This is a genomic window from Pseudaestuariivita sp., from assembly GCF_052825805.1.
The window spans coordinates 116,852-138,821 of record NZ_JBRBVB010000002.1; the positions used below are offsets into that span (position 1 = coordinate 116,852).

Sequence of the window (21,970 nt, forward strand, 5' to 3'; positions counted from 1 at the left end):
TCCGCACTATCGGCTGGTGCCGCCCACGCACAAATCACGCGCTGGTGAGATCACGGGTTCGTGACGTCAACTTGCCTCGCCCGCATCGTCGAAGCTGCCAAGCACCTCTGCGGTGTCCGCCCCAAGATGCGGCGGAGGGCGCCGGTAAGTCACTGGCGTTGCAGAGAAATTCAACGGGTTTCCCAAAAGATGTACAGCGCCTTCGGCGGCCGTCTCGACTGGCATCGACACAACCGCGCCCCGCGCCTCTGCCTGATTTGACGCCAATGCTTCGGCCACGTCGTGCACCGGACCCACCGGGACCTTGCGCGCCTCGAGACCCGCGATCACCTCTGCGGTGCTGCGCGCCGCCATGCGTTGCACGATCAGCGGCTCCAGCGCCTCCCGGTTGGCGATCCGGGCCGAGTTCGTGGCAAATCGCGCATCCTCCGCCCAGTCCGGCGCGCCGAGAAAATCCGCGAACCGCGCGAATTGCGCGTCATTGCCAACCGCGACGATCACGTGGCCGTCCGCGGTCCCATAGACGTTGTACGGCACGATGTTGGGATGCGCGTTGCCGACTCGGCCCGGGACCTTCCCCGAGGTCAGGTAGTTGGTGCCGACGTTGATCAACCACGCCATTTGCGCATCGACCAGCGACAGGTCGATATGCTGCCCTTCGCCCGTCTTGGCGCGGTGGTGCAGCGCGGCGAGGATGCCGACGCAGGCGTACATCCCGCACATGACATCCGCGATCCCGACGCCCACCTTCATCGGCGCGCCGTCCGCCTCTCCGGTGACTGACATCACGCCGCCATAGCCCTGCGCCATCAAATCATAGCCCGGCTTGTCGCGGTTCGGTCCGGTCTGCCCGAACCCCGAGATCGAGCAATAGACCAGTCCCGGATGCGCTTTGCGCAGCGTTTCAGCGTCCAGCCCGTACTTGGCCAGCCCCCCGGGTTTGAAGTTCTCGATCACCACATCCGCGCGCGCCGCGAGCTTGCGCACGGCGGCCTGGCCATCTGCAGTGCCGAGATCCAGCGCCACGGATTTCTTGTTGCGATTGGCGGCCATGAAATAGGCCGAAAGGTCGGTCGGTGCGCCGTCCTTGCCAGTCACGTAGGGCGGTCCCCAGCCGCGCGTGTCATCGCCCTTGCCGGGCGCCTCGACCTTGATGACTTCTGCGCCGAGATCGCCCATAAGTTGCGTGCATGTGGGCCCCGCGAGGATGCGCGAAAGGTCGAGGACAAAGATGCCGTCGAGCGGTCCCTTGGCCTGCTCGGACCCGTCAGATTTTCCCGTCATAGCCCTGCCTGTCGATCTCTGCCGCGATCACCGTAAAGCAGTCGGCCGTCAGCGCGTCTTCCACTGCCGCACGCAGGCTCTGCCGGTCGCGCACTGTCACTCCGTTTCCGCCAAAGCCCTGCGCGATGGCGGCAAAGTCGTGGTGGCCAAAGTCCACCGCCGCATTGCTCAGCTGCCGCTCGCGTTGCTTCTTCTCGATCAGCGCGAGCGAGGCGTCGACAAAGACGACGACGATCACCGGCAATTTCTGCTCGGCAAGCACCGACATCTCCCCCGCGACCATCATCAGGCCCGCATCGCCGACGAAGGCGACGACAGGGCGGTCCGGCTCAACCAGCTTGGCGCCCGCCGCGAGCGGCACGGCGCAGCCCATGGTGCAGAGCGCCGAAGATTGCAGCAGCGAGCGTGGCTCCGCGCAGCGCCACATCTGGCTCAAAAGGATACGGTGCGCGCCCGAATCAACGGTAGCAACCGCACCTTCGGGAAGGGCATTCTGCACTGCATCTATCACTGCAGCTGCGCCCCAGAGGTCATTCACGGGAAATGTTTTTTCCAGATCGGCCTTGAGCGCCGACAAGCGGTCCTCGCTCCAAGTCTTTCTTGGAGGAAGCCTGTCCGCCAACGCCTCGAGCGTCGCGCCGGTATGGCCCACGACATTGATCGTCGCCTGGTGCATGTACTGATGGTTCGGAACGGCGGCGATGTCGATGACGGTGACCTTGGCAGGATCCCAAATCTCGCGCCAGCCGGGGCGCATCTCGATGGGATCGTAGCCGGCGCAGAGGATCAGGTCCGCCTCTTCCACAAACGGCACAAGCACGCCATCCGCCTTGGGCGAGAGCCCCGCGCCGCCGAGCGCCAGAGGGTGCGTTTCGGGGATCAGCCCCTTGGCCTTGTAGGTGGTGATGACAGGCATGCCGAGGCGCTCGGCGAGGGTCTGAACAGCCGTGCTCGCGCCTTCGTTCAGCGCATCCAAACCGGCGATCATCACAGGGCGCTGCGCCTTGGCCAGATGCTCTTGCAGCGGCCCGAGATCAGCCGGCACCACGGGCTCGGATGGCGGCCTCCGGCGGGTCCGCAAGATCGAGACTTCGGTGGCCGCCACCCCGATCGGCACGTCGATATGCACGGGGCCGGGGCGGTCCTCGCAGGCAATGGTGACGGCCTTGTCGGCGATGAGGTCGGCGGAGGCGGCACTCAACCTGAAGGTGGCCTTGGTGATCGGGCGCAGCACCGCCTGATGGTCGAGTACCTGGTGCGTGTAGGTGTGCGCCTCGTCCTCGTCCACACAGCCCGCGAGCACGATCAGCGGCACCCGGTCCTGATGCGCGTTGGCGATGGCGTTCACCCCGTTGAGCACGCCCGGACCCAGCGTGGCGAGCAGGATGCCCGGCGCGCCGGTGCGGTGCCAGACCCCCTCGGCCATGAAGGCGGCGGCGTTCTCGTGCCGGGCGAGCACGCATTGAATGCCAGCCTTTTCGAGCGCGTCGACAAGCGTGAGCACTTCGCCGCCCGGCATGCCGAAGGCGTGGCGGCACCCGGCTTCGTAAAGGCGTCGGGCGAGGTGGTCGGCGGCGCGGGATGGGGACATGGGCAACCTCGATGATGGTGCGTCCGGGATGGCCGAGCCGCGCGCGCCGCGCAAGGGGGCTCACGAGGATGTGCGCCGCCGCGCCGGCCTTTCGCTTGGCCGCTGCGCCGTGCATGATGCGGCCAACAACCATGCAGGAGACCCCATGGCCAAGCTCAAGACCTCCGCCGCCGAGATGGTCGCCGCCGCCCGCGCGCGAATCCGCGAGATCGAAACGCCGGACTTGATCGCGATGGTGGACGACCCGGAGGTGGTGATCGTCGACATCCGCGACGTGCGCGAGCGGCAGCGGACCGGGTTCATCCCCGGATCGGTGCACGCACCGCGCGGCATGGTCGAATTCTGGGTCGACCCCGAGAGCCCCTACTTCAAGGAGGTGTTCGGGCAGGACAAGACCTACGTCTTTCACTGCGCAAGCGGGTGGCGTTCGGCGCTGACCGTCGCGACGCTGCAGGACATGGGGTTTGACGCGGCGCATCTGCGCGAGGGCTTCTCGACGTGGGAGGCGCAAGGCGGCCCGCTGGAGCGCGCGGAGGACAAGTGACAGACGCGGTCAAGCCCTGCTGCACTCCGAGCCGCGGCGGGCAGAGTGTCTCCTCTGGCATGGTCGGCGTCCCGGTCGGTGGCGCGATGGACTCCGACGCCGTGCTGATCCCGGGCGGCACTGCACTTGTCGGGACCGATACGCCGGCCTTGCCACAGGACGAGGAGGGCCCGCTCAGGCGGGTCAAGGTCGCGCCGTTCCGCATGGCCCGCGGGCCGGTGACCAACGCGCAATTCGCGGCATTTGTCCGCGATACCGGCTATGTCACCGAAGCGGAGCGGTTCGGCTGGTCGTTCGTCTTTTGGGCGCAGGTGCCGGAGGCGCTGGGCGCCACGCAAGCGGTGGCGGGAACCGAATGGTGGCGCCGCGTGGACGGTGCCGATTGGCGGTGCATCAACGGACCCGGCAGCGAGGACGCATGGCACCCGGAGCACCCGGTGGTGCAGGTCTCGTGGCGTGACGCGCGGGCCTATGCCGCCTGGGCGGGGGGGCGCCTGCCGAGCGAGGCCGAGTGGGAACACGCCGCGCGCGGAGGTCTGGGCGACATGCCGTTTCCGTGGGGCGAGGATGCGCCGAGCGATGTCAATGTCGGGCATTGCAACATCTGGCAGGGCCGGTTCCCCGAGGTGAACACCGGCGCGGACGGCTACGTTACGACGGCTCCCGCGCGGTCCTTTGCGCCAAACGGCTATGGCCTTTACGGGACGGTCGGCAACGTGTGGGAGTGGACGGCGGAGCCCTTCAAGCTGCGCTCGATGAAGGCAGGGGCCAAGGCGCGCATGCGGCAGATGAAAGGGTACAAGCTGCTCAAGGGCGGCTCGTTCCTTTGCCACGCAAGCTATTGCTTTCGCTACCGGATCGCGGCGCGGACGGGCAATGCCGCCGACAGTGCGACACCGCACCAGGGCTTTCGGATGGTGTGGCCGGTGCGCGCGTAGTTGCGACAGCGCATATTCAAAGCGCTCTGGGAAAGGTTGCCCGTCCGACGCGCGTCTTTGCGGTCGCCGAGACTTACGTGCCTTGCAAGCTGAATGCACCCAGAAGCCTGACTGCCCGGCGTAGGTCGCGCGAGCTCTCGGATGGCGCGTGAGAAACGCTATGTCTCGAGACATATTCGGCAAAATAATTTCACGCATCGTGAAATCATTCCACGCAAAAGCCTTTCGCCAAAGGGGTTTTGCGCGCTTTTCACCCAATTGGGTTATGGCCTTGGGTCAGGTTTTCCGCTGTTGTTGCGGCATGGGCAAGGGGGACATTCTGCCCGGGACACTTCTCAGATGTGAGTATCGATCATGGCCAATTTTGACGACGTCAGTGCGCGGTTTGTTTTCGAGAATTATCCGAGCGTCAGCTTGGAGGGGCGCGTGGAGCTGGCGATCCAGCAGGGGTACGAGACCTCGTTCCACTTCCAGTCGATGATCGACATCTGGGCGATGAACAACCCGGGCAGCGTGGTGTATGTCCGCTACGAGCCCGGCGAGTTGAAAGCGACCCAGGGTCAGTTCTCGGACGGCAACCATTATATTTGGATCGACCCGGAGGAGATCGACCGGCGCCTCTACATCAATGACGAAGGGACGGCCTATATCGACTCCGATATCGTCACGGTTGGCCACGAGCTGATCCATGCTTTGCTCGATCTCCGTGATCTGCACGGCACCGCGCGAAGCGATGACCTCAAGGGTGACACTCTGCGCGAGCAATTCCTGATCGAGGACTCGCTTGGGCTTGCGAACCAAGCCTCCTACGACGGCTGGGCGTTTGTCGGTGACTACATCGAAGAGGGCGTGAACTATTCCCTCGGTCGCCCGGTCGACGAAGCCTGGCTCACCGACAACAGCGTGACGATGTCGCTGCACGCGCCGTCCAACGACCTTTTGATGCAAAAGACGCCGGGTGCGCGGAGCAAGTATTTTGACGCCGACGCGGGCGATGACACGATGTACGGATTTGGCGGTGACGACACGCTCGACGGTGGGTCTGGCGAGGACACCGCGGTCTTTAGCGGCAATCCGTCCGATTACGATGTGCAGATGGCCAAGGACGGCACATGGGTGGTCGATCACGTGCGCGGCGCTGCGGATGAAGGCACGAACCGGCTGTCCAACGTGGAAAAGATCCACTTTCGCGGCACGGGCGAGACGTTCGATCTGCGCGCCGAGGGGATGACGTTTCAATCCGACATCCTCTTTCTCGCGGACATCAGCCAGTCGGTCAGCAGCATCTTCATGAACACCTGGGCCGAAGCGGCGCGGGCGATCATGGATGCCACATCGAGCGACTCGACGCGCGACGTGCGCACGGGTGTAACGCTGTTCTACGAGACGCCCGAGGCGAACGAGACGCCGGAAAACCCCTTTGGAACGGACGATGAGCCCGAGCTTGTCGTGTTGCCGCAGGATTTGCGCAGCGGGACGGACCTGCAGGCGCGGCTGAACGATTCCAAGTTCATGTTCAACGAACTTCCCAGCTTTCAGGAAGACCTCGTGGAGCCCGAGCCGGACTATTTCGACGAGACGATTGGCGAGGATGTCATCGAGGCCGCGATCGAGGCTGTAAAGACGGCGCAGTGGCGCATCGGCGCAGCGGACCGCAAGGTCATCGTTTTCACCGACGCGCCACCCAAGGACGTCGACAAGCTGCCCGAGCTCATCAGCGTGCTTAACTCGCGGTCTGTCGAGTACTTCCAGCCGGCGATTGATCCGGGAACGGGCGGCGGAGGCGGCGGCGGTGACGGCGGAGACGGTGGTGACGGCGGCTTCGACGGCGGTGATGGCGGAGACGGAGGGTTTGACGGCGGCGACGGCGGGTTCGATGGACGGGGCGAACTCAATCCTGCGGAACAGCCGAACATCGGGCCGGGTGACGAGACACCGGAGACGCCGGACACGTTTGGCGTGCAGCTCGTGTTCGTCGCGCAAGTGCCGCAGCAACGGCTCGACAGCGGGGCCGATGCTGGCGCATGGGCGAGCTTCTCCGAGGCGCTCGATGACGCGGGAATCACGTTCCTCGCCGGCGACGCGCTTTATGAACAGGACAACAACTACGCCTTTAGCGTCCTGACGGGCATGTATTCCAAAGACCCCAACATCGACGTGGGCGATGGCTCGCCTGGCGGAGGGGGATTCACCCATGCGTCGCCTGTGCGCGGCACGCAGGACGACGATGTCATCGACGGGATGAACTACGCCGAGACCATCTACGGCCTCGACGGGGACGACACGATCTATGCGCACCGCAGCACGTTCCCCGACGTGGCGAACGGGCAGGACTGGATCGAGGGCAACGCCGGCAACGACGTGATCTTTGGCAGTATCCACGACGACACGCTGCTGGGCGGCGCGGGCAATGACACCGTCAAGGGCGACTTGGGCTTCGACCTCATGGAAGGCGGCGAAGGATACGACCGTGCGCGCTATGACGTGCCTGCACTTGGCAATCTCGGTATCCGGCGCGACGGCGACGACTTTATTGTCTTGAGTATCAAAGGGGAGGACACGCTCCGCGGCTTTGAAGAGATCACGGCAGAGACACGCGTCCAGCCGCTGAGCGACAACCCGGTCTTTGGCACAGACGGAAACGACTCGCTTGAAGGTGAAACGTCACCGTTGGCGTCCAACGTCGGGCTTTACGACGTTTTTCACCCCGGGCTGGGGTTCGACACGATCGATGGCGGGCCGGGGCGTGACCTCGACCGGGTGGTGATCGACGTCAATTCGTACAACGCGACCATCACGCGGGTGAACGACGCAACGTCGGTGGTGTCCTCGCAAGGCACCAAGATCCTCTACAATGTCGAGCACATCGATTTTCTCGACCGCCGGGTCGCCATCGACGGCGAGGTGCAAAGCACCGGCGCCACGGACGATCTGCTGACCGGCACGCCGGGCGCGGACGTGCTGGACGCGGGCGGCGGCAACGACACGATCCTCGGGCTCGAAGGCGACGACGTGATCGAGGGCGGCACCGGAGATGACAGCATCACCGATGGCGCCGGGCTCGACACGATTAACGGCGGCGAAGGGTTCGACACGCTCGTGAAGAGCTTTGCCACCGAGTATCCGGGGCAGGTGATCGACCCGCTGGTGGAGATCTGGGCGGGGCTGATCCGCGACGAGGAAAGCGGCGGCAGGCTCGACGAGTTTTCGTCGATCGAGCAGTTCAAGCTTGGCCTTGGTGAGTTCATCGGCATCGAAGTCGTGGGCAGCCCGGACGCCGAAGACATCCGCACCGGAGATGGCGGCGACCTGATCGAGCCCTGGGGCGGCAACGACACGCTGCGCACCAATGGCGGCGACGACACAGTGCGCGCGGGCGACGGCAACAACCTGATCTTCCTCGGTGCGGGCGATGACGAATTCCGCGAGAATTTTGGGTCAGGCTTCACTGGCGACGAAACGGTCTACGGCGGGCTCGGGGATGACTTCATTTCTGGCTTCCGCGGCGCGGACGAGCTCTTTGGCCAAGGCGGCGACGACACGATCCTTGCGTCGAACGACGGCGGCAAGGCGCTGGGCGGGGCGGGCGACGACAGCCTCGGAGGCGGCAGCGGCGCGGACTTCCTCGACGGCGGTGCGGACAACGACCAGCTCACCGGATGGACCGGGAACGACACGCTCGAAGGCGGCGACGGCGCCGACAGCCTGGCGGGTGAGGAGGACAACGACCTGCTGGTGGGCGGCAATGGCCTCGACTCGCTGCTTGGCGGGGATGGCGATGACACGCTTTTGGGCAACGCCGGGGCGGACACGCTCGAAGGCGGCGTCGGCAGCGACTCGATTGCCGGGGGCACGCATGGTGACATGATCCTGGCAGGGCAGGGCGCGGACACGGTCGTGGGCGGTAACGGCGCGGACGAGGTGCGTCTTGGCGCGGGCGGCGACCTCTTTCAGGACAACACCCAGGGCGGCGCGGCCGGCCGCGACACGGTCTTTGGCGGTGCGGGCGAGGACACGCTGCAGGGCGGCGGTGGCAACGACGTTCTGCACGGTGAGGACAACGCCGACACGATCAACGGCCGCGGTGGGTCTGACACGATCACCGGCGGCTCCGGCAGCGACGTCATCGACGCCGGCAACGGCGCGGACAGCGTCGAGGGCGGCGATGGCGCGGACCGCGTGAGCCTCGGCAACGGCGCCGACGTCTACCGCGACACGGCGCAGACCGGCGCGGCGGGCGCGGACATCGTGCAAGGCGGCAACGGCACCGACCAGATTTCCGGCGGTGGTGGCAACGACGAACTCTTTGGCAACGCCGGGGCGGACAACCTCTTTGGCGGCAGCGGCGCTGATACCATCAAGGGTGGCAGCGGCGCCGACTACATCGAAGGCAATGGCGGCGCGGATAGCATAGAGGGCGGACGGGGTCCCGACACCGTGCGCATGGGCGCCGGCGCGGATGTCTACACCGACGATGCGCAGACGGGCGTGCTCGGCAATGACACGATCACCGGCGGCGCAGGGGCGGACACGTTCATCTTTGGCGCTCAAGTCGCGAACGAGGTCATCACCGATTTCGAGATCGGCGTGGACGAGCTGCATCTGTCGAACGCTTGGGTGATCGGTGCGACGCCGCTTGCGGCGATGCAGCAGATGGCGTCGATCGGCGTCGGCACGGGCGGGATCGTGATCTCGAACGGAATGGGCCAGTCGATCCTGCTCGAAGGGGAGACGGATCTGGTGGGGCTGGTGGACGACGTGGTGCTCTACTGATCTTCGCCCAAGCGCGCGGGGCGCATCTTCGTTAGGGAGGTCCACGCGGCGGGTAGCGCCGGACCTGATCCACGTGAGGTGAGACGAGGGGCGCCCGTCTGACCGGTGTTGTCAGGCGGCGTCGTGCCATAGGCTTGCTTTCGGCATGTCCCGCCCTCGTCATCCAAAAGGCTTGTGAGGGAAACTTCCGTGCGGCGCCAGACGTGATGTGTCAGCCGCTTGAGGCTCGCGCAGACTACCAGGTGCTGGAAGCTTCACGCCCCGCTATCACACCTGCTCGGTGCCGCCGGCGTTCGGGAAACGCGCGTTGGCGCGGTGGAGCGTGCCGTCTGCATGCCGCTCGACGAAATCGTGGGCAGTTTTTGTCGGCGTGCGTTTTGCATTGGCGCCGCCCATGTCCGTTTGCATCCAGCCGGTGTTCAGCGCGGCGGCGGCTTTCTGGCCACCGGACCGTTCCGACAACGCGCCAACCTTTCTCGTAAAAGGCCGACGCGATGGCTGCACCGAGGGGCCGGTGACAATGCCCAGAAATGGTCGAGTGCCAGCGCCATGCAGAGCTGGCCGACCAGGATCAGACCGGTTGTCAATCCGACGCCCAGGCGCGGCGTGATGATGACGGTCGCCACGATATAACCAGTCGCGATCACCCCGCCGAGCCATACCGTCCGAGGCGCGGCCATCAATTCGGCCAGGGAAGGCAGCTGTGGCCGCATGATCGCGACAAGCGCGAGCAGCAGGGCAGCGCCGACCACAAAGACGATCAGCGAGGCCGTGAAGGCATTCCGCAAGACGCCCCCCAATTGGCCGTTGAAAACCAACTGGAGCGGCACCACCGCGCCCGTCGCGAGGGCGGCGAAAATCAGCGGCCAGGGGGTCACGAAAGCGCCGCAACGACTTCTTGGGCGGCGGCGCGGGCCGAGACCTGTTGCTGACCGGTGATCAGATTTCCGTCACGGATCGCGTGTTCTTCCATGGCACCGGCAACCTCGAACCGCGTCTCGGCGATCTTGCGGGCCTCGGTTTCAATCCAGAACGGCTGGATCTTCTGTCCGATGGCCTGCTCGGCGTATTGCTCCTCGGCGTCGGCAAACCCTGTCCAGCGTTTGCCTTTGACCAGAAGGTCGCCGTTTGCGAGCCGCACTTTCAAAAGGATGCAGGTTCCGTGGCACACGGCGGACGTGACCTTGCCCGCTTCGTAGAACGCGGCCGCAAAGCCGTGCACGGCCTCATCGTCGATCATCGTCACCATGGGGCCTTGCCCACCCACCACAAAAAGGGCGTCGTATTCGGCGGGATCCACGTCTGCCGAAGCCGGGGTATCGACCAGAAGTCTCATCTTGTCGGGGTCGTTCTTGAACGCGAGCGAGATCGTGTCGTGGACCGAATAGCCGCTGGCATCCTCGGGGTCCGAATAGCTGTCGGCTTGAAGCGTGCCGCCATCGGGTGACACGATCTTGATTGTGTAGCCGGTGTCCGCGAACACCTCATCGGAATGGCTCGAGCGCAAAGAGGCGGACCTCTGGCTTGGCTATCCCCGCCAACTTCCCGCGACCTTGGAAAGCGTTTGTTGACGGAGACCAACAAGGTGGTAGCGCGTCGGGTCCGGTCGACCAGTCGATATGCACACGTTTTGCGCAGAGAAACATGTTGTCGGCACGCCGGGCAGCATCGTCGACACCACGCTGCGGGACAAGGGCTGCGTGCGGACGGTGGCCGTGACGACGCCGGGATTCCTCTCGACGCTGGAGCTGGTCTCACGCACCGATCTGATTGCAACCGTGCCGGCCAGGCTGGCCATGTCCCAAGCGGCCAACTTCGGGCTAAATGTGGCCGATCCGCCGGTCGCGCCGCGACCGTTCTCGGTTTCAGCCAGCTGGCACCGACGCACCAGTGGGGAAGGCGTGATCGCGTGGTTCGTCGACCGGGTTCGCCAGCATCTGACTTAGGCAGAGTCTTCGCGCAGCGGACCGTCCCGCGCATGCCGAAGCGGTCACCTGCAATGCTATGGCCGGAAACCGGGATAAGGCTGGGAACGAGACGCGTCTCCCGAGCCTCGGTCGACACGCTCACGGAGGTCGTGCGGATGATCGGGTCCTGCCATCCGTGACCTCTGTGATGTCTCGAACGCCTACATATCTCCGCGCGCTGGCCAACGTGCATCGTCATGCCAAGGCGGCATCCGGCCGATCTGATCCTTCTCTCAGCGGTCCGCCACAGCGCTCTGATACCGCTCCAGCTGATCGATCAGGTGCAGACCCGACGGACAGTCCATCCGCGCGCAAAACTCATCCCAGACATGGCCAAACGGGAGGTCTTTGAGCTCTTCGGAAAGAGCGAACCGCGCGGTGAAGTCCAGGGCGTCCTCGGCAGACCGAAGTCGGTCGAGCGGCATCAGCAAAGCGCGCAGCAGCGCCTTTTGCATGTTGCGTGTCCCAATCACCCACGCCGCCGTCCGGCTGATCGTGGCATCGAAAAAATCAAGGCCGATGTAGGTCCGGTTCAAGAGGTCCGACGCCACAAGTTCTTGCGCGATCTGCAGGACATCGTCGCTTTGCAGGATCACATGGTCGCTGTCCCACCGCATGGGACGCGAGACGTGCAACAGGATGTCGTCCACGAAGAGTGACGCCGCGCTCAGCTTGTCGGCCACGTTTTCCGTGGGATGGAAATGGCCCATGTCGAGGCACAGCACGGTGTCGTTCTTCATGGCGTAACCCATGTAGAATTCGTGGCTTCCGACGGTGCAGGCCTCGACACCGATGCCAAAGAGCTTGCTTTCGACAGCGTCGCGCATGTGCGCGCGGTCCTGCGGCGCGGCGATCATCTGGTCGAGGGAGGCTTCGAGACGGCGGCGCGCGGCCATGCGGTCGACAGGCGTGTCCTTGAAGCCGTCGGGCACCCAGACGTTGTTGACGCACGTGGACCCCAGCTCCGCCCCGATCCTTGCGGCAATCTCGCGGGTCCGCCGCCCATGTTCTATCCAGAAGTCGCGAATGCCCTTGTCAGGATGCGACAGGGTCAGGTTGTCGTCGGCCTTGGCGTGGGCAAAGAACGTGGGATTGAAATCGAGGCCAAGCCCCTGATGCTTTGCCCAGTCGACCCACGTGGCGAAGTGTTTGTAGTCTATCGCGTCGCGGTCAGGGGTCTCGTCGGTGTCGAGGTACATTGCGTGCAAGTTCAGGCGGTGCGCGCCGGGGATCATGCCATAGGCGAACTCCAGATCGGCGCGCAGCTCGTCCGGGGTGCGTGCACGGCCGGGGTGGTTGCCGGTCGCCTGAATGCCGCCGCCGGACGATCCTGTTTTCCGTTCGAACCCCACGACATCGTCGCCTTGCCAGCAGTGCATCGAGATCGGGATGGTCGTGAGGCGCGTGATGGCGGCTTCGGTGTCGATGCCCCAATCCGCGAACTGGGCCTTTGCAGTTTCATAGCTCATATCGGCCCCCTAGCGCGTAAACGCCTGAACGTTGCCGGCGTCGACATTTATGATGTTGCCGGTGGATTTGGCCGACGTGTCGGCTGCAAGGAAATAGGCCGCCTCCGCGATGTCCTCGGGCAGGACGGAGCGTTTGAGCATCGACCGCTTGCGGTACATCTCCTCAAGCCCGCTTTTGTCGGTGCCGTAGGTGCCTGCGCGCTGTTCGAGCCAGTCGCCTTCCCAGATCTTGGACCCGCGGAGCACGGCGTCCGGGTTCACGACGTTGACGCGAATGCCGGCCTCGGCGCCTTCGAGGGCGAGGCAGCGCGCCAGGTGAATTTCCGACGCTTTGGCCGTGCAGTAGGCAGAGGCGTTGGGCGAGGCGGCCAGCCCGTTCTTGGACGCCACAAAGACAATCGCGCCGCCCATGTCCTGCACCCGCATGACCTTGAACGCCTCGCGACTGACCAGGAAATAGCCGGTACTGAGGATGTCCATATTTCTGTTCCACAGTTCCAGGGTGGTCTCCTCGACCGGAGCGGAGGACGCGATGCCGGCATTGGAGACCAGGATATCGACGCCGCCGAATTCAACCGCGATCTCCGCATAGGCAGAGGTCACGGCGGCCTCGTCGGTGACGTCCATGTTGATCTGCCGGACCACGTCGCTGCCGTATCGCGACGTGAGATTGTTCAGCGTCGAGACCAGCGCGTCGTCGTTGATATCGGCCAACATCACGCAGGCCCCCTCGCGCAGGTAGCGTTCGGCGGTGGCCGAGCCGATGCCGCCTGCGCCGCCGGTGACCAGCGCGACACGGCCGGCAAGCGCCTTTCGCCTGGGCATGCGTTGCAGCTTGGCCTCTTCCAGAAGCCAGTATTCGATGTCGAACGCTTCTTGCTCGGGCAGCCCCTGATACTCGCTGACGGCTGAGGCTCCACGCATCACGTTGATCGCGTTGACGTAGAACTCGCCGCTGATGCGCGCCGTGGCCTTGTCCTTGGCAAATGTGATCATGCCCACGCCCGGAACCAGATAGACCACTGCGTTCGGGTCACGCAGGGCGGGGCTGTCGCCGTGTTTGCAGCGCTCGTAATAGGCTGCGTAATCGTCACGGTACTCTGCGATCTGCTGGGGCAATCCTTCGAGCACCGCGTCGATGTTGCGGGCCGCCGGGTCAAAATCCACCACGAGTGGGCGGATTTTCGTGCGCAGGAAATGGTCGGGGCAAGAGGTTCCGAGCGCGGCGAGCGGCTCCAGTTTCTGAGAGTTCACAAACTCCAGCACCGCATCGCTGTCGTTGAAATGGCCGACCATGTGCTGATTGCCGCTCACAAAACCGCGGATCGCGGGCATCAAGCGCGCCGCAACCGTGCGGCGCCCGGCAGGGTCGAGGCTCTCGTACTTTGCACCCCCGAAGGCGGGGGCTCCGCGGGTCTCGCGTGCCAGCCACTCCGTTGCGACATTGATCACGTCGATTGTCGTGTCATAGCAGTCCTTGGCGGTGTCACCCCAGGTGAACAGCCCGTGGCTGGCCAGAACGACGCCATCGGCGTCGGGGTTTTCGATACAGAACTTCTCAAGCCAAAGCCCCAACTCGTAGCCTGGGCGTTTCCACGGCAGCCACCCGATCCGGTCGCCAAAGACGTGTTGCGTCAGCGCTTCGGAATCGCTGGAGGCTGCGATGGCGATGATGGCATCGGCGTGGACGTGATCCACATGCGTGCGGGGCACATAGGCGTGCAGAGGCGTATCGATGGAGGCCGCGCGGGGGTTCAGGTTGAACGTGCAGTGGGGCAGGTAACCCACCATTTCGTCCTCGTAGTCGACGCCGCGATAAAGCCCTTTGAGCGCGTGCAGCTTGTCCATGTAGAGGGTCGAAAAACCGTCCATCTGGATCGATCCGATGTCACCGCCCGATCCCTTGACCCAGAGGACCTCGACCTCGTCTCCCGTCAGGGGATCCGTTTCGATCACCTTGGCCGAGGTGTTTCCGCCGCCGTAGTTGGTCACCCGCTTGTCCGCGCCGAGGATGTTGGAGCGGTAGAGCAGCAATTCCGACTCGCTCATGCCGGCTGCGTCGGTCTCGGACCACCGGTTTTCAAGCAGCTGTTTTTCAGCGGTTTTCAACATCTTTTCCTCCCTGCGGGCGCATCATCGCTCGCGCTCGTATGCCGGCAGGCTGCGTACACAAAGGTATAAAGTCAATCATAAACAATCATTATCAATCATGCTGCATCGCAGAATGATTGATAATGATTGAAACTGATTGACAGACTCCCCGAATCTGCACAACGTTGACGGTGGGAGGCCGAAATGCACGAGACGGAACGCCACAGGATCATTCTATCCGCAGTCCAGGACAGGCCCGTCGTGACGGTGGCGGACCTGTGCAGCCTGACCGGCGTGTCCGAGGCGACGATCCGCCGTGATATCGCCACGCTCCACATGCAAAAGAAGCTGCGCCGGGTGCGTGGCGGCGCGGAGGCGATCACCCCGCCGCAGTTCGTCGGACTTGCCGGGCGGCCCTTTGCGGTCAACGAGACACTGCGCAGCCGCGAGAAGCGCGCGATCGCGCGGGCCGCCGTCGATCTGTGCGAGGATGGCGACCCGATCATCATCAATGGCGGCACCACGACCTTTCAGATGGTGCATCCCCTTGCGTCGCGTCGCTGCCAGGTCTTCACCAACAGCTTTCCCATCGCGGAACATCTGCTCAAGCATTCCAAGAACACGATCATCCTGTCGGGGGGCGCGATCTACAGGGAACAGAACATCATCCTGTCCCCCTTCGACAACGACGTGACCCGCAACTTCTACGCCCGGCGCATGTTCATGGGCGCACAGGGCGTCGGGCCGCTGGGGCTGATGGAGGCGGACCCGCTCCTGATCCAGGCGGAACAGAAACTGATCGGTCAGGCCGACGAATTGGTGGTGCTCGTCGACAGCTCAAAATTCGAACAGCGCTCCAGTCTCGTGCTGTGCCCCCTGTCGCGCATCGGCACGGTCATCACCGACGACGGCATATCTGACGCGGCGGCCGCCATGCTCGAGGCTGCAGAAATTACCCTGATCGTCGCCGATAGCGGTGCCGGACAGGCCGAGGAAGAGGCGGCCTCTTAACCGCTCAAAGACCAGACGTACTTTCAGGGAGGAACCAAAGATGGAACGTCGTACTTTCACCTCACTTGTCGCAGGCCTCAGCATGGCTGCCAGCATGATGGGGACAACAGCGATCGCGCAGGATGACATGCGGATCGCGCTCGTGGTCAAGGCCCTCGGCATCGGTTTCTTCGAGGCTGCCGCAGAAGGCGCCGAAGAGGCCGCAGCCGAGCTCGGCAATGTCGAGATCATCTACACCGGCCCCACCGACACCACCGCCGAAGGCCAGATCGAAGTGATCAACAGCCTGATTGCCCAGGGCGTGGATGCTATCGCGATCTCGGCCAACGACCCCGATGCGGTGGTCCCGGCACTCAAGCGCGCGATGGCCCGCGGCATCACCGTGATCAGCTGGGACTCGGGCGTCGCCGAAGACGGCCGCGCCATGCATCTGAACCCGTCCTCGACGCCGCTGATCGGCAACACGATCATCAAGCTGGCCGCGGATCACATGCCCGATGGCGGCGAAGTGGCGATCCTGTCCGCCACGACCACCTCCACCAACCAAAACGCCTGGATCGCGGCCGCAGAAGAGGTGCTGCCCAACTACCCGGGCATCGACCTGGTCGCGACGGTCTACGGCGACGACCTGTCTGACAAATCCTACCGCGAAGCGCAGGGCCTGATGGCGACGCACCCCGACCTCAAGGCCATCATCGCGCCGACCACCGTTGGCATTCTCGCGGCCTGTCAGGCCGTGTCTGACGCCGGCAAGATCGGAGAGATCAACGTCACCGGCCTTGGTCTTCCGTCTGAAATGGCAGGCTGCGTCGAATCCGGCGCGACCGAGAGCTTTGCCATCTGGAACCCGATCGACCTGGGGTATTCGGCAACGATGATCGCGCATGCGCTTGCCACGGGAACGGACCCGAGCGGCGAGATCCCGATGGGCCGCATGGGCTCGATCACGCTCGATGAGACCGGCAGCGCCGCGATGGCCGATCCGTTCACCTACGACGGCTCCAACATCGACCAGTTCAAAGACATCTTCTGATGTCGCCTGGTCTGGTGCGGCCATACCGCGCCAGACCCACCGCTTTCCCAAAATCCAATCCGACTTGCACATGAGGCCCCGCGTGTCCCCATCCGGCACCCCCGTTCTGTCCCTCGCGAGGGTGACCAAGAGCTTTCCCGGGGTGCGCGCCTTGTCCGAAGTGTCGCTTGATCTCTTTGCGGGGAAGGTCACGGCGCTTGTCGGAGAAAACGGCGCGGGCAAGTCGACGGTCGTCAAGACTCTCACCGGGATCTACCAGCCCGACGGCGGCGAAATTCGCGTCGATGGCGTGCCGGTCCATTTCCCGACCCCGCAATCGGCGGAAACCGCCGGGGTCACGGCAATCCACCAGGAGACCGTGCTGTTTGACGAACTCAGCGTCGCGGAAAACATCTTCCTGGGTCACGCGCCGAGGGGACGGTTCGGCCTCCTCGACAGACGCGCGATGTACGATCGTGCACAGCAGATACTGGAGGGGCTCGGTGCAAAGATCGATCCGGGTGCGACCCTCAAGGAGTTGGGGACGGCCAACAAGCACCTCGTTGCAATCGCCCGCGCCCTCTCGGTGGATGCGCGTGTGGTGATCATGGACGAGCCGACGGCGGCGCTCAGCCACGCCGAGATCGAGGAGCTGTACGGGCTGGTCCGCGGCTTGAAGGCTCAAGGCAAGGCGATCCTGTTCATCAGCCACAAGTTCGACGAGATCTTTCGCATCGCCGACAATTATACCGTGTTCCGTGACGGGCGGTTGATCGGCGACGGCGCCATTGCGGACGTGACCGAAGCCGAGCTGGTCAAGATGATGGTCGGCCGCGATGTCAGCCAGATCTTCCCCGAACGCCGCCGCAACCTGGGCGCCGAGGTGCTGACGGTCGCCGGGTACGACCACCCGACGGAATTCGCCGATATCGGCTTTACGCTGAAACGGGGCGAAATCCTGGGGTTCTATGGGCTTGTGGGCGCAGGCCGCTCGGAGTTCATGCAGGCGCTCTTTGGCACCACGAAACCTGCCGGAGGATCGGTGCGTGTGGACGGGGCCGACGCCACGATCCGCTCACCTGCCGACGCGGTATCCCACGGCATCGTCTACGTGCCGGAGGACCGCGGCAAACAAGGCGCGATCATCGATCTGCCGATTTTCCAGAACGTGACCCTGCCGTCGCTCAAGCAGACCTCCCGCAGGGGATTTCTGAAGATGGCCGAAGAGTTCAAACTGGCGCGGACCTACACCAAACGGCTCGATCTGCGCGCGGCCTCTTTGGACACGCACGTGGGCAGCCTGTCGGGCGGCAACCAGCAAAAGGTGGTGATCGCCAAGTGGCTGGCGACCGAGCCGAAGGTGATCATCCTAGACGAGCCGACGAAGGGCATCGACATCGGGTCAAAGGCCGCGGTGCACGAATTCATGGCCGAGCTGGCGGCGCAGGGTCTGGCTGTGATCATGGTCAGCTCCGAGATCCCCGAGATCATAGGAATGTCGGACCGTGTGATCGTCATGCGCGAGGGCAGGATCGCCGCCGAGCTCGACCGCGAGGACATCAGCCCCGAAGTGCTGGTCAGCCACGCCGCGGGTATCACGGAGGCCCACCCATGACGAAACTCCTCGCCTCGCGCGAAGCCTTGTTGATGCTCGCGATTGCTGTCCTTCTGGGCGTGATCGCATGGCGGTTTCCCGCTTTCGTGGCGCCGTCCAACCTGCTCAACGTCTTTAACGACACGTCTCCGCTGATCCTGTTGGCCATCGGCCAGATGATCGTCATCCTGACCAAGTGCATCGACCTGTCGGTCGCGGCCAACCTGGCCTTGACCGGAATGGTCGTGTCGTTGATCAACATCGCGGCTCCCGGCCTGCCGGTGATCTTCATCGTGCTCATCGCCATCACCCTTGGCACGCTTCTGGGCATGTTCAACGGCTTGCTGGTCTGGAAGTTGGCGATCCCGCCCATCGTGGTCACGTTGGGCACCATGACCATCTTCCGCGGTATCATCTTTCTGTTGACCGAGGGCAGGTGGGTGAACAGCCACGAGATGTCGGACAGCTTCAAGTCCGTGCCGCGCACGGACTTTCTGGGCCTTCCCATACTGAGCTGGATCGCGGTTGCGGTCGTGATCGTGTTCACCATCGTGATGACCCGCACATCGCTGGGACGCGCGTTTTATGCCGCGGGCGGCAACCCGCATGCGGCGACCTACGCGGGCATCGATGTCGGCAAGACGCAGTTCTGGGCCTTTACCATTTCCGGCGCGATCGCCGGGCTGACGGGCTACCTTTGGGTGTCGCGGTTTGCGGTGGCCTATGTCGACGTGGCGGGCGGGTTCGAACTGACCGTGGTGGCGGCCTGCGTGATCGGCGGGGTCTCGATCATGGGCGGCATCGGCACCGTGTTCGGAGCGCTGCTTGGCGCGCTCTTTCTCGGCATCATCGCCAACGCCCTGCCGGTTGTGAACATCTCTCCGTTTTCCCAAATGGCGATCTCGGGCGGGGCGATCATCATCGCCGTGATCCTGAACGCGCAGGCCAACCGCACGCAGGGCCGGATCATCCTCAAAAAAGCGGAGCAGGCCACATGACCACGCGCAGCATCCCCGACCGCCTGCAATCTGCGATGGAGCGCAAGCTGAAAAGCTGGGAGAGCCTTCTTTTTCTGGTGGCGGTGGGTATCTTTGTCGCCAATTCCTTTGCATCGCCCTACTTTTTGAATGCTTGGAACCTGAGCGACGCGACTTTCAATTTCACCGAAAAGGCGATGATCGCCTTTGCTATGGCGCTGCTGATCATCTCGGGGGAGATCGACCTGTCGGTGGCCGCGATCATCGCACTGGCGTCCACCATGATGGGGGCGGCAGCGCAAGTGGGCGTCGGCACCGAGGGCCTGGTGCTGATCGGGCTGGCGACGGGGCTCGTTTGCGGCGCGTTCAACGGCATTCTCGTCACCGGCCTCGGCCTGCCGTCGATCGTCGTCACGATCGGCACCATGTCGCTCTTTCGCGGCATGAGCTTCATCATTCTGGGCGATCAGGCGTATCGCGGGTACCCGCCCGATTTCGCCTTTTTCGGACAGGGGTACGTCTGGTGGGTGATTTCGTTTGAAGTCGTGCTGTTTGCGATCATCGCTGTCATTTACGGCGTCATCTTGCACATGACCAACTTTGGCCGCGCGATCTATGCGATCGGCAACAACCCCACCGGGGCATTGTTTTCCGGCATCCGTGTGGGCCGGGTAAAGTTCATCCTGTTCCTCCTGACCGGTTTGATGTCCGGGATCGCCGCCGTCTGCCTGACGTCACGGCTCGGGTCCACGCGCCCCTCCATTGCCACGGGCTGGGAACTGGAGATCGTCACGATGGTCGTCTTGGGCGGCGTCAACATCCTTGGCGGGTCGGGGTCGATCCCCGGTGTCGTGATCGCGGCCTTTGTCATGGGGCTGGTCACCTTTGGACTGGGCCTGCTCAACGTGCCGGGCATCGTGATGTCCATCGTCATTGGCGCTCTGCTCATCGGTGTCATCGCACTGCCGCGCCTGTGGTCCATGTGGAGACCGCGGTGATGGAGAAGCATGCCTTCAAGATGCAGCTCAAACCGGGCTGCAGGGATGTCTACGAGGCGCGCCATGATGCGATCTGGCCGGAGCTTCTGGAGCTGCTCAAGGGCGCTGGCATCTCCGATTACTCCATCCATCTCGACGAGGAGACCAACATCCTGTTCGGGGTGCTGTGGCGCAGCGACGATCACGCGATGGACAGCCTGCCTGCCAATGCGATCATGCAAAGATGGTGGGCGCATATGGCCGACATCATGGAGACCCATCCAGACAACGCGCCAATCGTCGTACCCCTGACGACCGTCTTTCACATGCCATGACCCATGTCGCCGTCATCGACATCGGCAAGACCAACGCCAAGCTTGCGTTGGTGCATTTGGAGACGCTCAAGGAGCTCGCGGTTCTCACGCGTCCGAACAGGGTCCTGCCCGGACCGCCCTGGCCGCATTTCGATGTGGAGGGCATCTGGGACTTCCTGCTTGGCGCGATGGCCCGGTTTCAAAAGAGCCACGGCATAGACGCGATCTCGGTCACGACCCACGGGGCTTGTGCTGCCTTGATCGGTCACGATGGCGATCTGGCCGCGCCGATCCTTGACTACGAACATGACGGGCCGGCTGAGACCGCTGCCGCGTATGACGCCCTGCGGCCGCCCTTCGCAGAAACGGGTGCGGCACGATTGCCCAAGGGTCTCAACCTCGGGGCGCAACTTCATTGGCAATTCGCCGAAGACCCAGGGTTGCGCGACCGCACCATGGCCGTGGTCACATACCCGCAATACTGGGGCTACCGGCTGACGGGGGCTTTCGCCTGCGACGTCAGCTCGCTCGGCTGTCACACCGACCTCTGGAGCCCGGGCAGCGGCACTTTCTCGACACTGGTCGAAAGCCTGGGGATTGCCGATCTGATCGGTGCGCCGCGCAAAGGCTCGGACATCCTCGGGCAACTTCGTCCTGCTATCGTCGATCAAACCGGCCTCAGTCCCGCGACGCCTGTTTATTGCGGCGTTCACGATTCCAACGCGTCGCTTCTGCCGCATATCTTGCGGCAAACCGCGCCGTTCTCGGTGGTCTCGACGGGCACCTGGGTCATTGCCATGAGCGTCGGAGGCGCACAGAAGCTGCTTGATCCGGCGCGGGATACTCTGATCAACGTCAATGCCCTGGGTAATCCGGTGCCATCCGCGCGTTTTATGGGCGGACGGGAATATGACACAATCCTCAAGGGCGATGCGGCTGACTACACCCAAGATAACATCTTGGCTGTGGCGCAAGAAGGCCCGATGCTCATGCCCGCGATCATTCCCGAATGCGGTCCGTTTCAAAACCGCCGTGCGCGTTGGATCGGCTCCGAGCCGGCCCATGGCAGCATCGAACGCACCGTCGCAACCGGCTTTTATCTGGCCCTGATGGCAGCCGAGTGCCTGACGCTGATCGGGCACAAAGGCACCGTGATCATTGAAGGCCCGTTTGCCTGGAACGCAAGTTTTTGCGCCATGCTTGCCGCCGCGTCCGGCTCTATGGTCGAGGCGTCGGGCGGCACCACGGGGACCAGCGAGGGCGCTGCGCTTCTTGCTTTGCCCGCAGGATCGCAGCCCCCGGCGGCCGAACGGCGACGGACCTATCACCCCGGCAGCGACGCGCTCTTGAGATACGCCGCGTCGTGGAGGTCAAAGGTCAGTGCCGATGGCACGGGTGGCGGCTCGGGGTAGCCGTGTTTTGGCGCAT

17 protein-coding genes and 1 pseudogene are annotated in these 21,970 nt (G+C 64.0%); 11 read left to right on the forward strand and 7 right to left on the reverse strand.

Going from position 1 to position 21,970, the window contains the following annotated elements:
- Positions 1-66: 66 nt before the first annotated feature.
- Complete coding sequence (locus tag ACU0B3_RS01655; RefSeq protein ID WP_446259069.1) at positions 67-1,284, reverse strand: CaiB/BaiF CoA transferase family protein; 1,218 nt, start codon at positions 1,282-1,284, stop codon at positions 67-69.
- Positions 1,268-2,875, reverse strand: a complete 1,608-nt coding sequence (locus ACU0B3_RS01660) for a thiamine pyrophosphate-binding protein (RefSeq protein ID WP_446259070.1) — start codon at positions 2,873-2,875, stop codon at positions 1,268-1,270. Before ACU0B3_RS01660 ends, ACU0B3_RS01655 begins: the two co-directional genes overlap by 17 nt.
- A gap of 145 nt (positions 2,876-3,020) precedes the next feature.
- Here ACU0B3_RS01660 and ACU0B3_RS01665 point away from each other — a divergent pair, with 145 nt between their 5' ends.
- From ACU0B3_RS01665 to ACU0B3_RS01675, 3 genes are all read left to right on the forward strand, one after another.
- Positions 3,021-3,419 (forward strand): rhodanese-like domain-containing protein, encoded by a 399-nt coding sequence (locus tag ACU0B3_RS01665; RefSeq protein WP_446259564.1) that lies wholly within the window; start codon positions 3,021-3,023, stop codon positions 3,417-3,419.
- Complete coding sequence (locus tag ACU0B3_RS01670; protein ID WP_446259071.1) at positions 3,416-4,357, forward strand: formylglycine-generating enzyme family protein; 942 nt, start codon at positions 3,416-3,418, stop codon at positions 4,355-4,357. The genes ACU0B3_RS01665 and ACU0B3_RS01670 overlap by 4 nt, the downstream gene beginning before the upstream one ends.
- A gap of 354 nt (positions 4,358-4,711) precedes the next feature.
- On the forward strand, positions 4,712-9,130 hold the full coding sequence (locus tag ACU0B3_RS01675; RefSeq protein WP_446259072.1) for a calcium-binding protein: 4,419 nt from the start codon (positions 4,712-4,714) through the stop codon (positions 9,128-9,130).
- A gap of 267 nt (positions 9,131-9,397) precedes the next feature.
- Here ACU0B3_RS01675 and ACU0B3_RS01680 read toward each other — a convergent pair whose 3' ends face one another.
- From ACU0B3_RS01680 to ACU0B3_RS01690, 3 genes are read right to left on the reverse strand one after another with little or no spacing between them, the layout of a single operon-like run.
- Positions 9,398-9,592: a hypothetical protein gene (locus ACU0B3_RS01680; protein WP_446259073.1), complete on the reverse strand. Its 195-nt coding sequence runs from the start codon at positions 9,590-9,592 to the stop codon at positions 9,398-9,400.
- Positions 9,550-10,008 carry a DMT family transporter gene (locus tag ACU0B3_RS01685; RefSeq protein WP_446259074.1) on the reverse strand — a complete coding sequence of 153 codons (459 nt, stop codon included), beginning with the start codon at positions 10,006-10,008 and terminating at the stop codon, positions 9,550-9,552. Before ACU0B3_RS01685 ends, ACU0B3_RS01680 begins: the two co-directional genes overlap by 43 nt.
- Entirely contained in the window at positions 10,005-10,613 is a 609-nt protein-coding gene (locus tag ACU0B3_RS01690) for a type 1 glutamine amidotransferase domain-containing protein (protein WP_446259075.1), read from the reverse strand. The genes ACU0B3_RS01685 and ACU0B3_RS01690 overlap by 4 nt, the downstream gene beginning before the upstream one ends.
- 133 nt (positions 10,614-10,746) lie before the next feature.
- On the opposite strand from ACU0B3_RS01690, the pseudogene ACU0B3_RS01695 reads away from it, so the two are divergent.
- A pseudogene (locus tag ACU0B3_RS01695) lies at positions 10,747-11,076 on the forward strand (LysR substrate-binding domain-containing protein); the annotation flags it as partial.
- Between the two features lie 254 nt (positions 11,077-11,330).
- Here the strand turns inward: ACU0B3_RS01695 and ACU0B3_RS01700 are convergent.
- Together ACU0B3_RS01700 and ACU0B3_RS01705 are read right to left on the reverse strand one after the other, a co-directional pair.
- Positions 11,331-12,566, reverse strand: a complete 1,236-nt coding sequence (locus ACU0B3_RS01700; RefSeq protein WP_446259076.1) for an L-rhamnose isomerase — start codon at positions 12,564-12,566, stop codon at positions 11,331-11,333.
- Between the two features lie 9 nt (positions 12,567-12,575).
- Positions 12,576-14,678, reverse strand: a complete 2,103-nt coding sequence (locus tag ACU0B3_RS01705) for a bifunctional rhamnulose-1-phosphate aldolase/short-chain dehydrogenase (RefSeq protein ID WP_446259077.1) — start codon at positions 14,676-14,678, stop codon at positions 12,576-12,578.
- 183 nt (positions 14,679-14,861) lie between these two features.
- On the opposite strand from ACU0B3_RS01705, the gene ACU0B3_RS01710 reads away from it, so the two are divergent.
- The 7 genes from ACU0B3_RS01710 to ACU0B3_RS01740 all read left to right on the forward strand — a co-directional run bounded on the left by ACU0B3_RS01710 (position 14,862) and on the right by ACU0B3_RS01740 (position 21,954).
- Positions 14,862-15,668, forward strand: a complete 807-nt coding sequence (locus ACU0B3_RS01710; RefSeq protein WP_446259078.1) for a DeoR/GlpR family DNA-binding transcription regulator — start codon at positions 14,862-14,864, stop codon at positions 15,666-15,668.
- 40 nt (positions 15,669-15,708) lie between these two features.
- The gene (gene rhaS / locus ACU0B3_RS01715; protein WP_446259079.1) at positions 15,709-16,701 is read left to right on the forward strand and encodes a rhamnose ABC transporter substrate-binding protein; all 993 of its coding nucleotides are present in this window, start codon (positions 15,709-15,711) and stop codon (positions 16,699-16,701) included.
- 70 nt (positions 16,702-16,771) lie between these two features.
- Entirely contained in the window at positions 16,772-18,295 is a 1,524-nt protein-coding gene (locus ACU0B3_RS01720) for a sugar ABC transporter ATP-binding protein (RefSeq protein WP_446259080.1), read from the forward strand.
- The gene (locus ACU0B3_RS01725; RefSeq protein ID WP_446259081.1) at positions 18,292-19,272 is read left to right on the forward strand and encodes an ABC transporter permease; all 981 of its coding nucleotides are present in this window, start codon (positions 18,292-18,294) and stop codon (positions 19,270-19,272) included. Before ACU0B3_RS01720 ends, ACU0B3_RS01725 begins: the two co-directional genes overlap by 4 nt.
- Positions 19,269-20,249, forward strand: coding sequence for an ABC transporter permease (locus ACU0B3_RS01730; protein WP_446259082.1), 981 nt, complete (start codon positions 19,269-19,271; stop codon positions 20,247-20,249). Before ACU0B3_RS01725 ends, ACU0B3_RS01730 begins: the two co-directional genes overlap by 4 nt.
- Complete coding sequence (gene rhaM, locus ACU0B3_RS01735; RefSeq protein WP_446259083.1) at positions 20,249-20,563, forward strand: L-rhamnose mutarotase; 315 nt, start codon at positions 20,249-20,251, stop codon at positions 20,561-20,563. The genes ACU0B3_RS01730 and rhaM overlap by 1 nt, the downstream gene beginning before the upstream one ends.
- On the forward strand, positions 20,560-21,954 hold the full coding sequence (locus ACU0B3_RS01740) for an FGGY-family carbohydrate kinase (protein ID WP_446259565.1): 1,395 nt from the start codon (positions 20,560-20,562) through the stop codon (positions 21,952-21,954). The genes rhaM and ACU0B3_RS01740 overlap by 4 nt, the downstream gene beginning before the upstream one ends.
- Positions 21,955-21,970 lie beyond the last annotated feature (16 nt).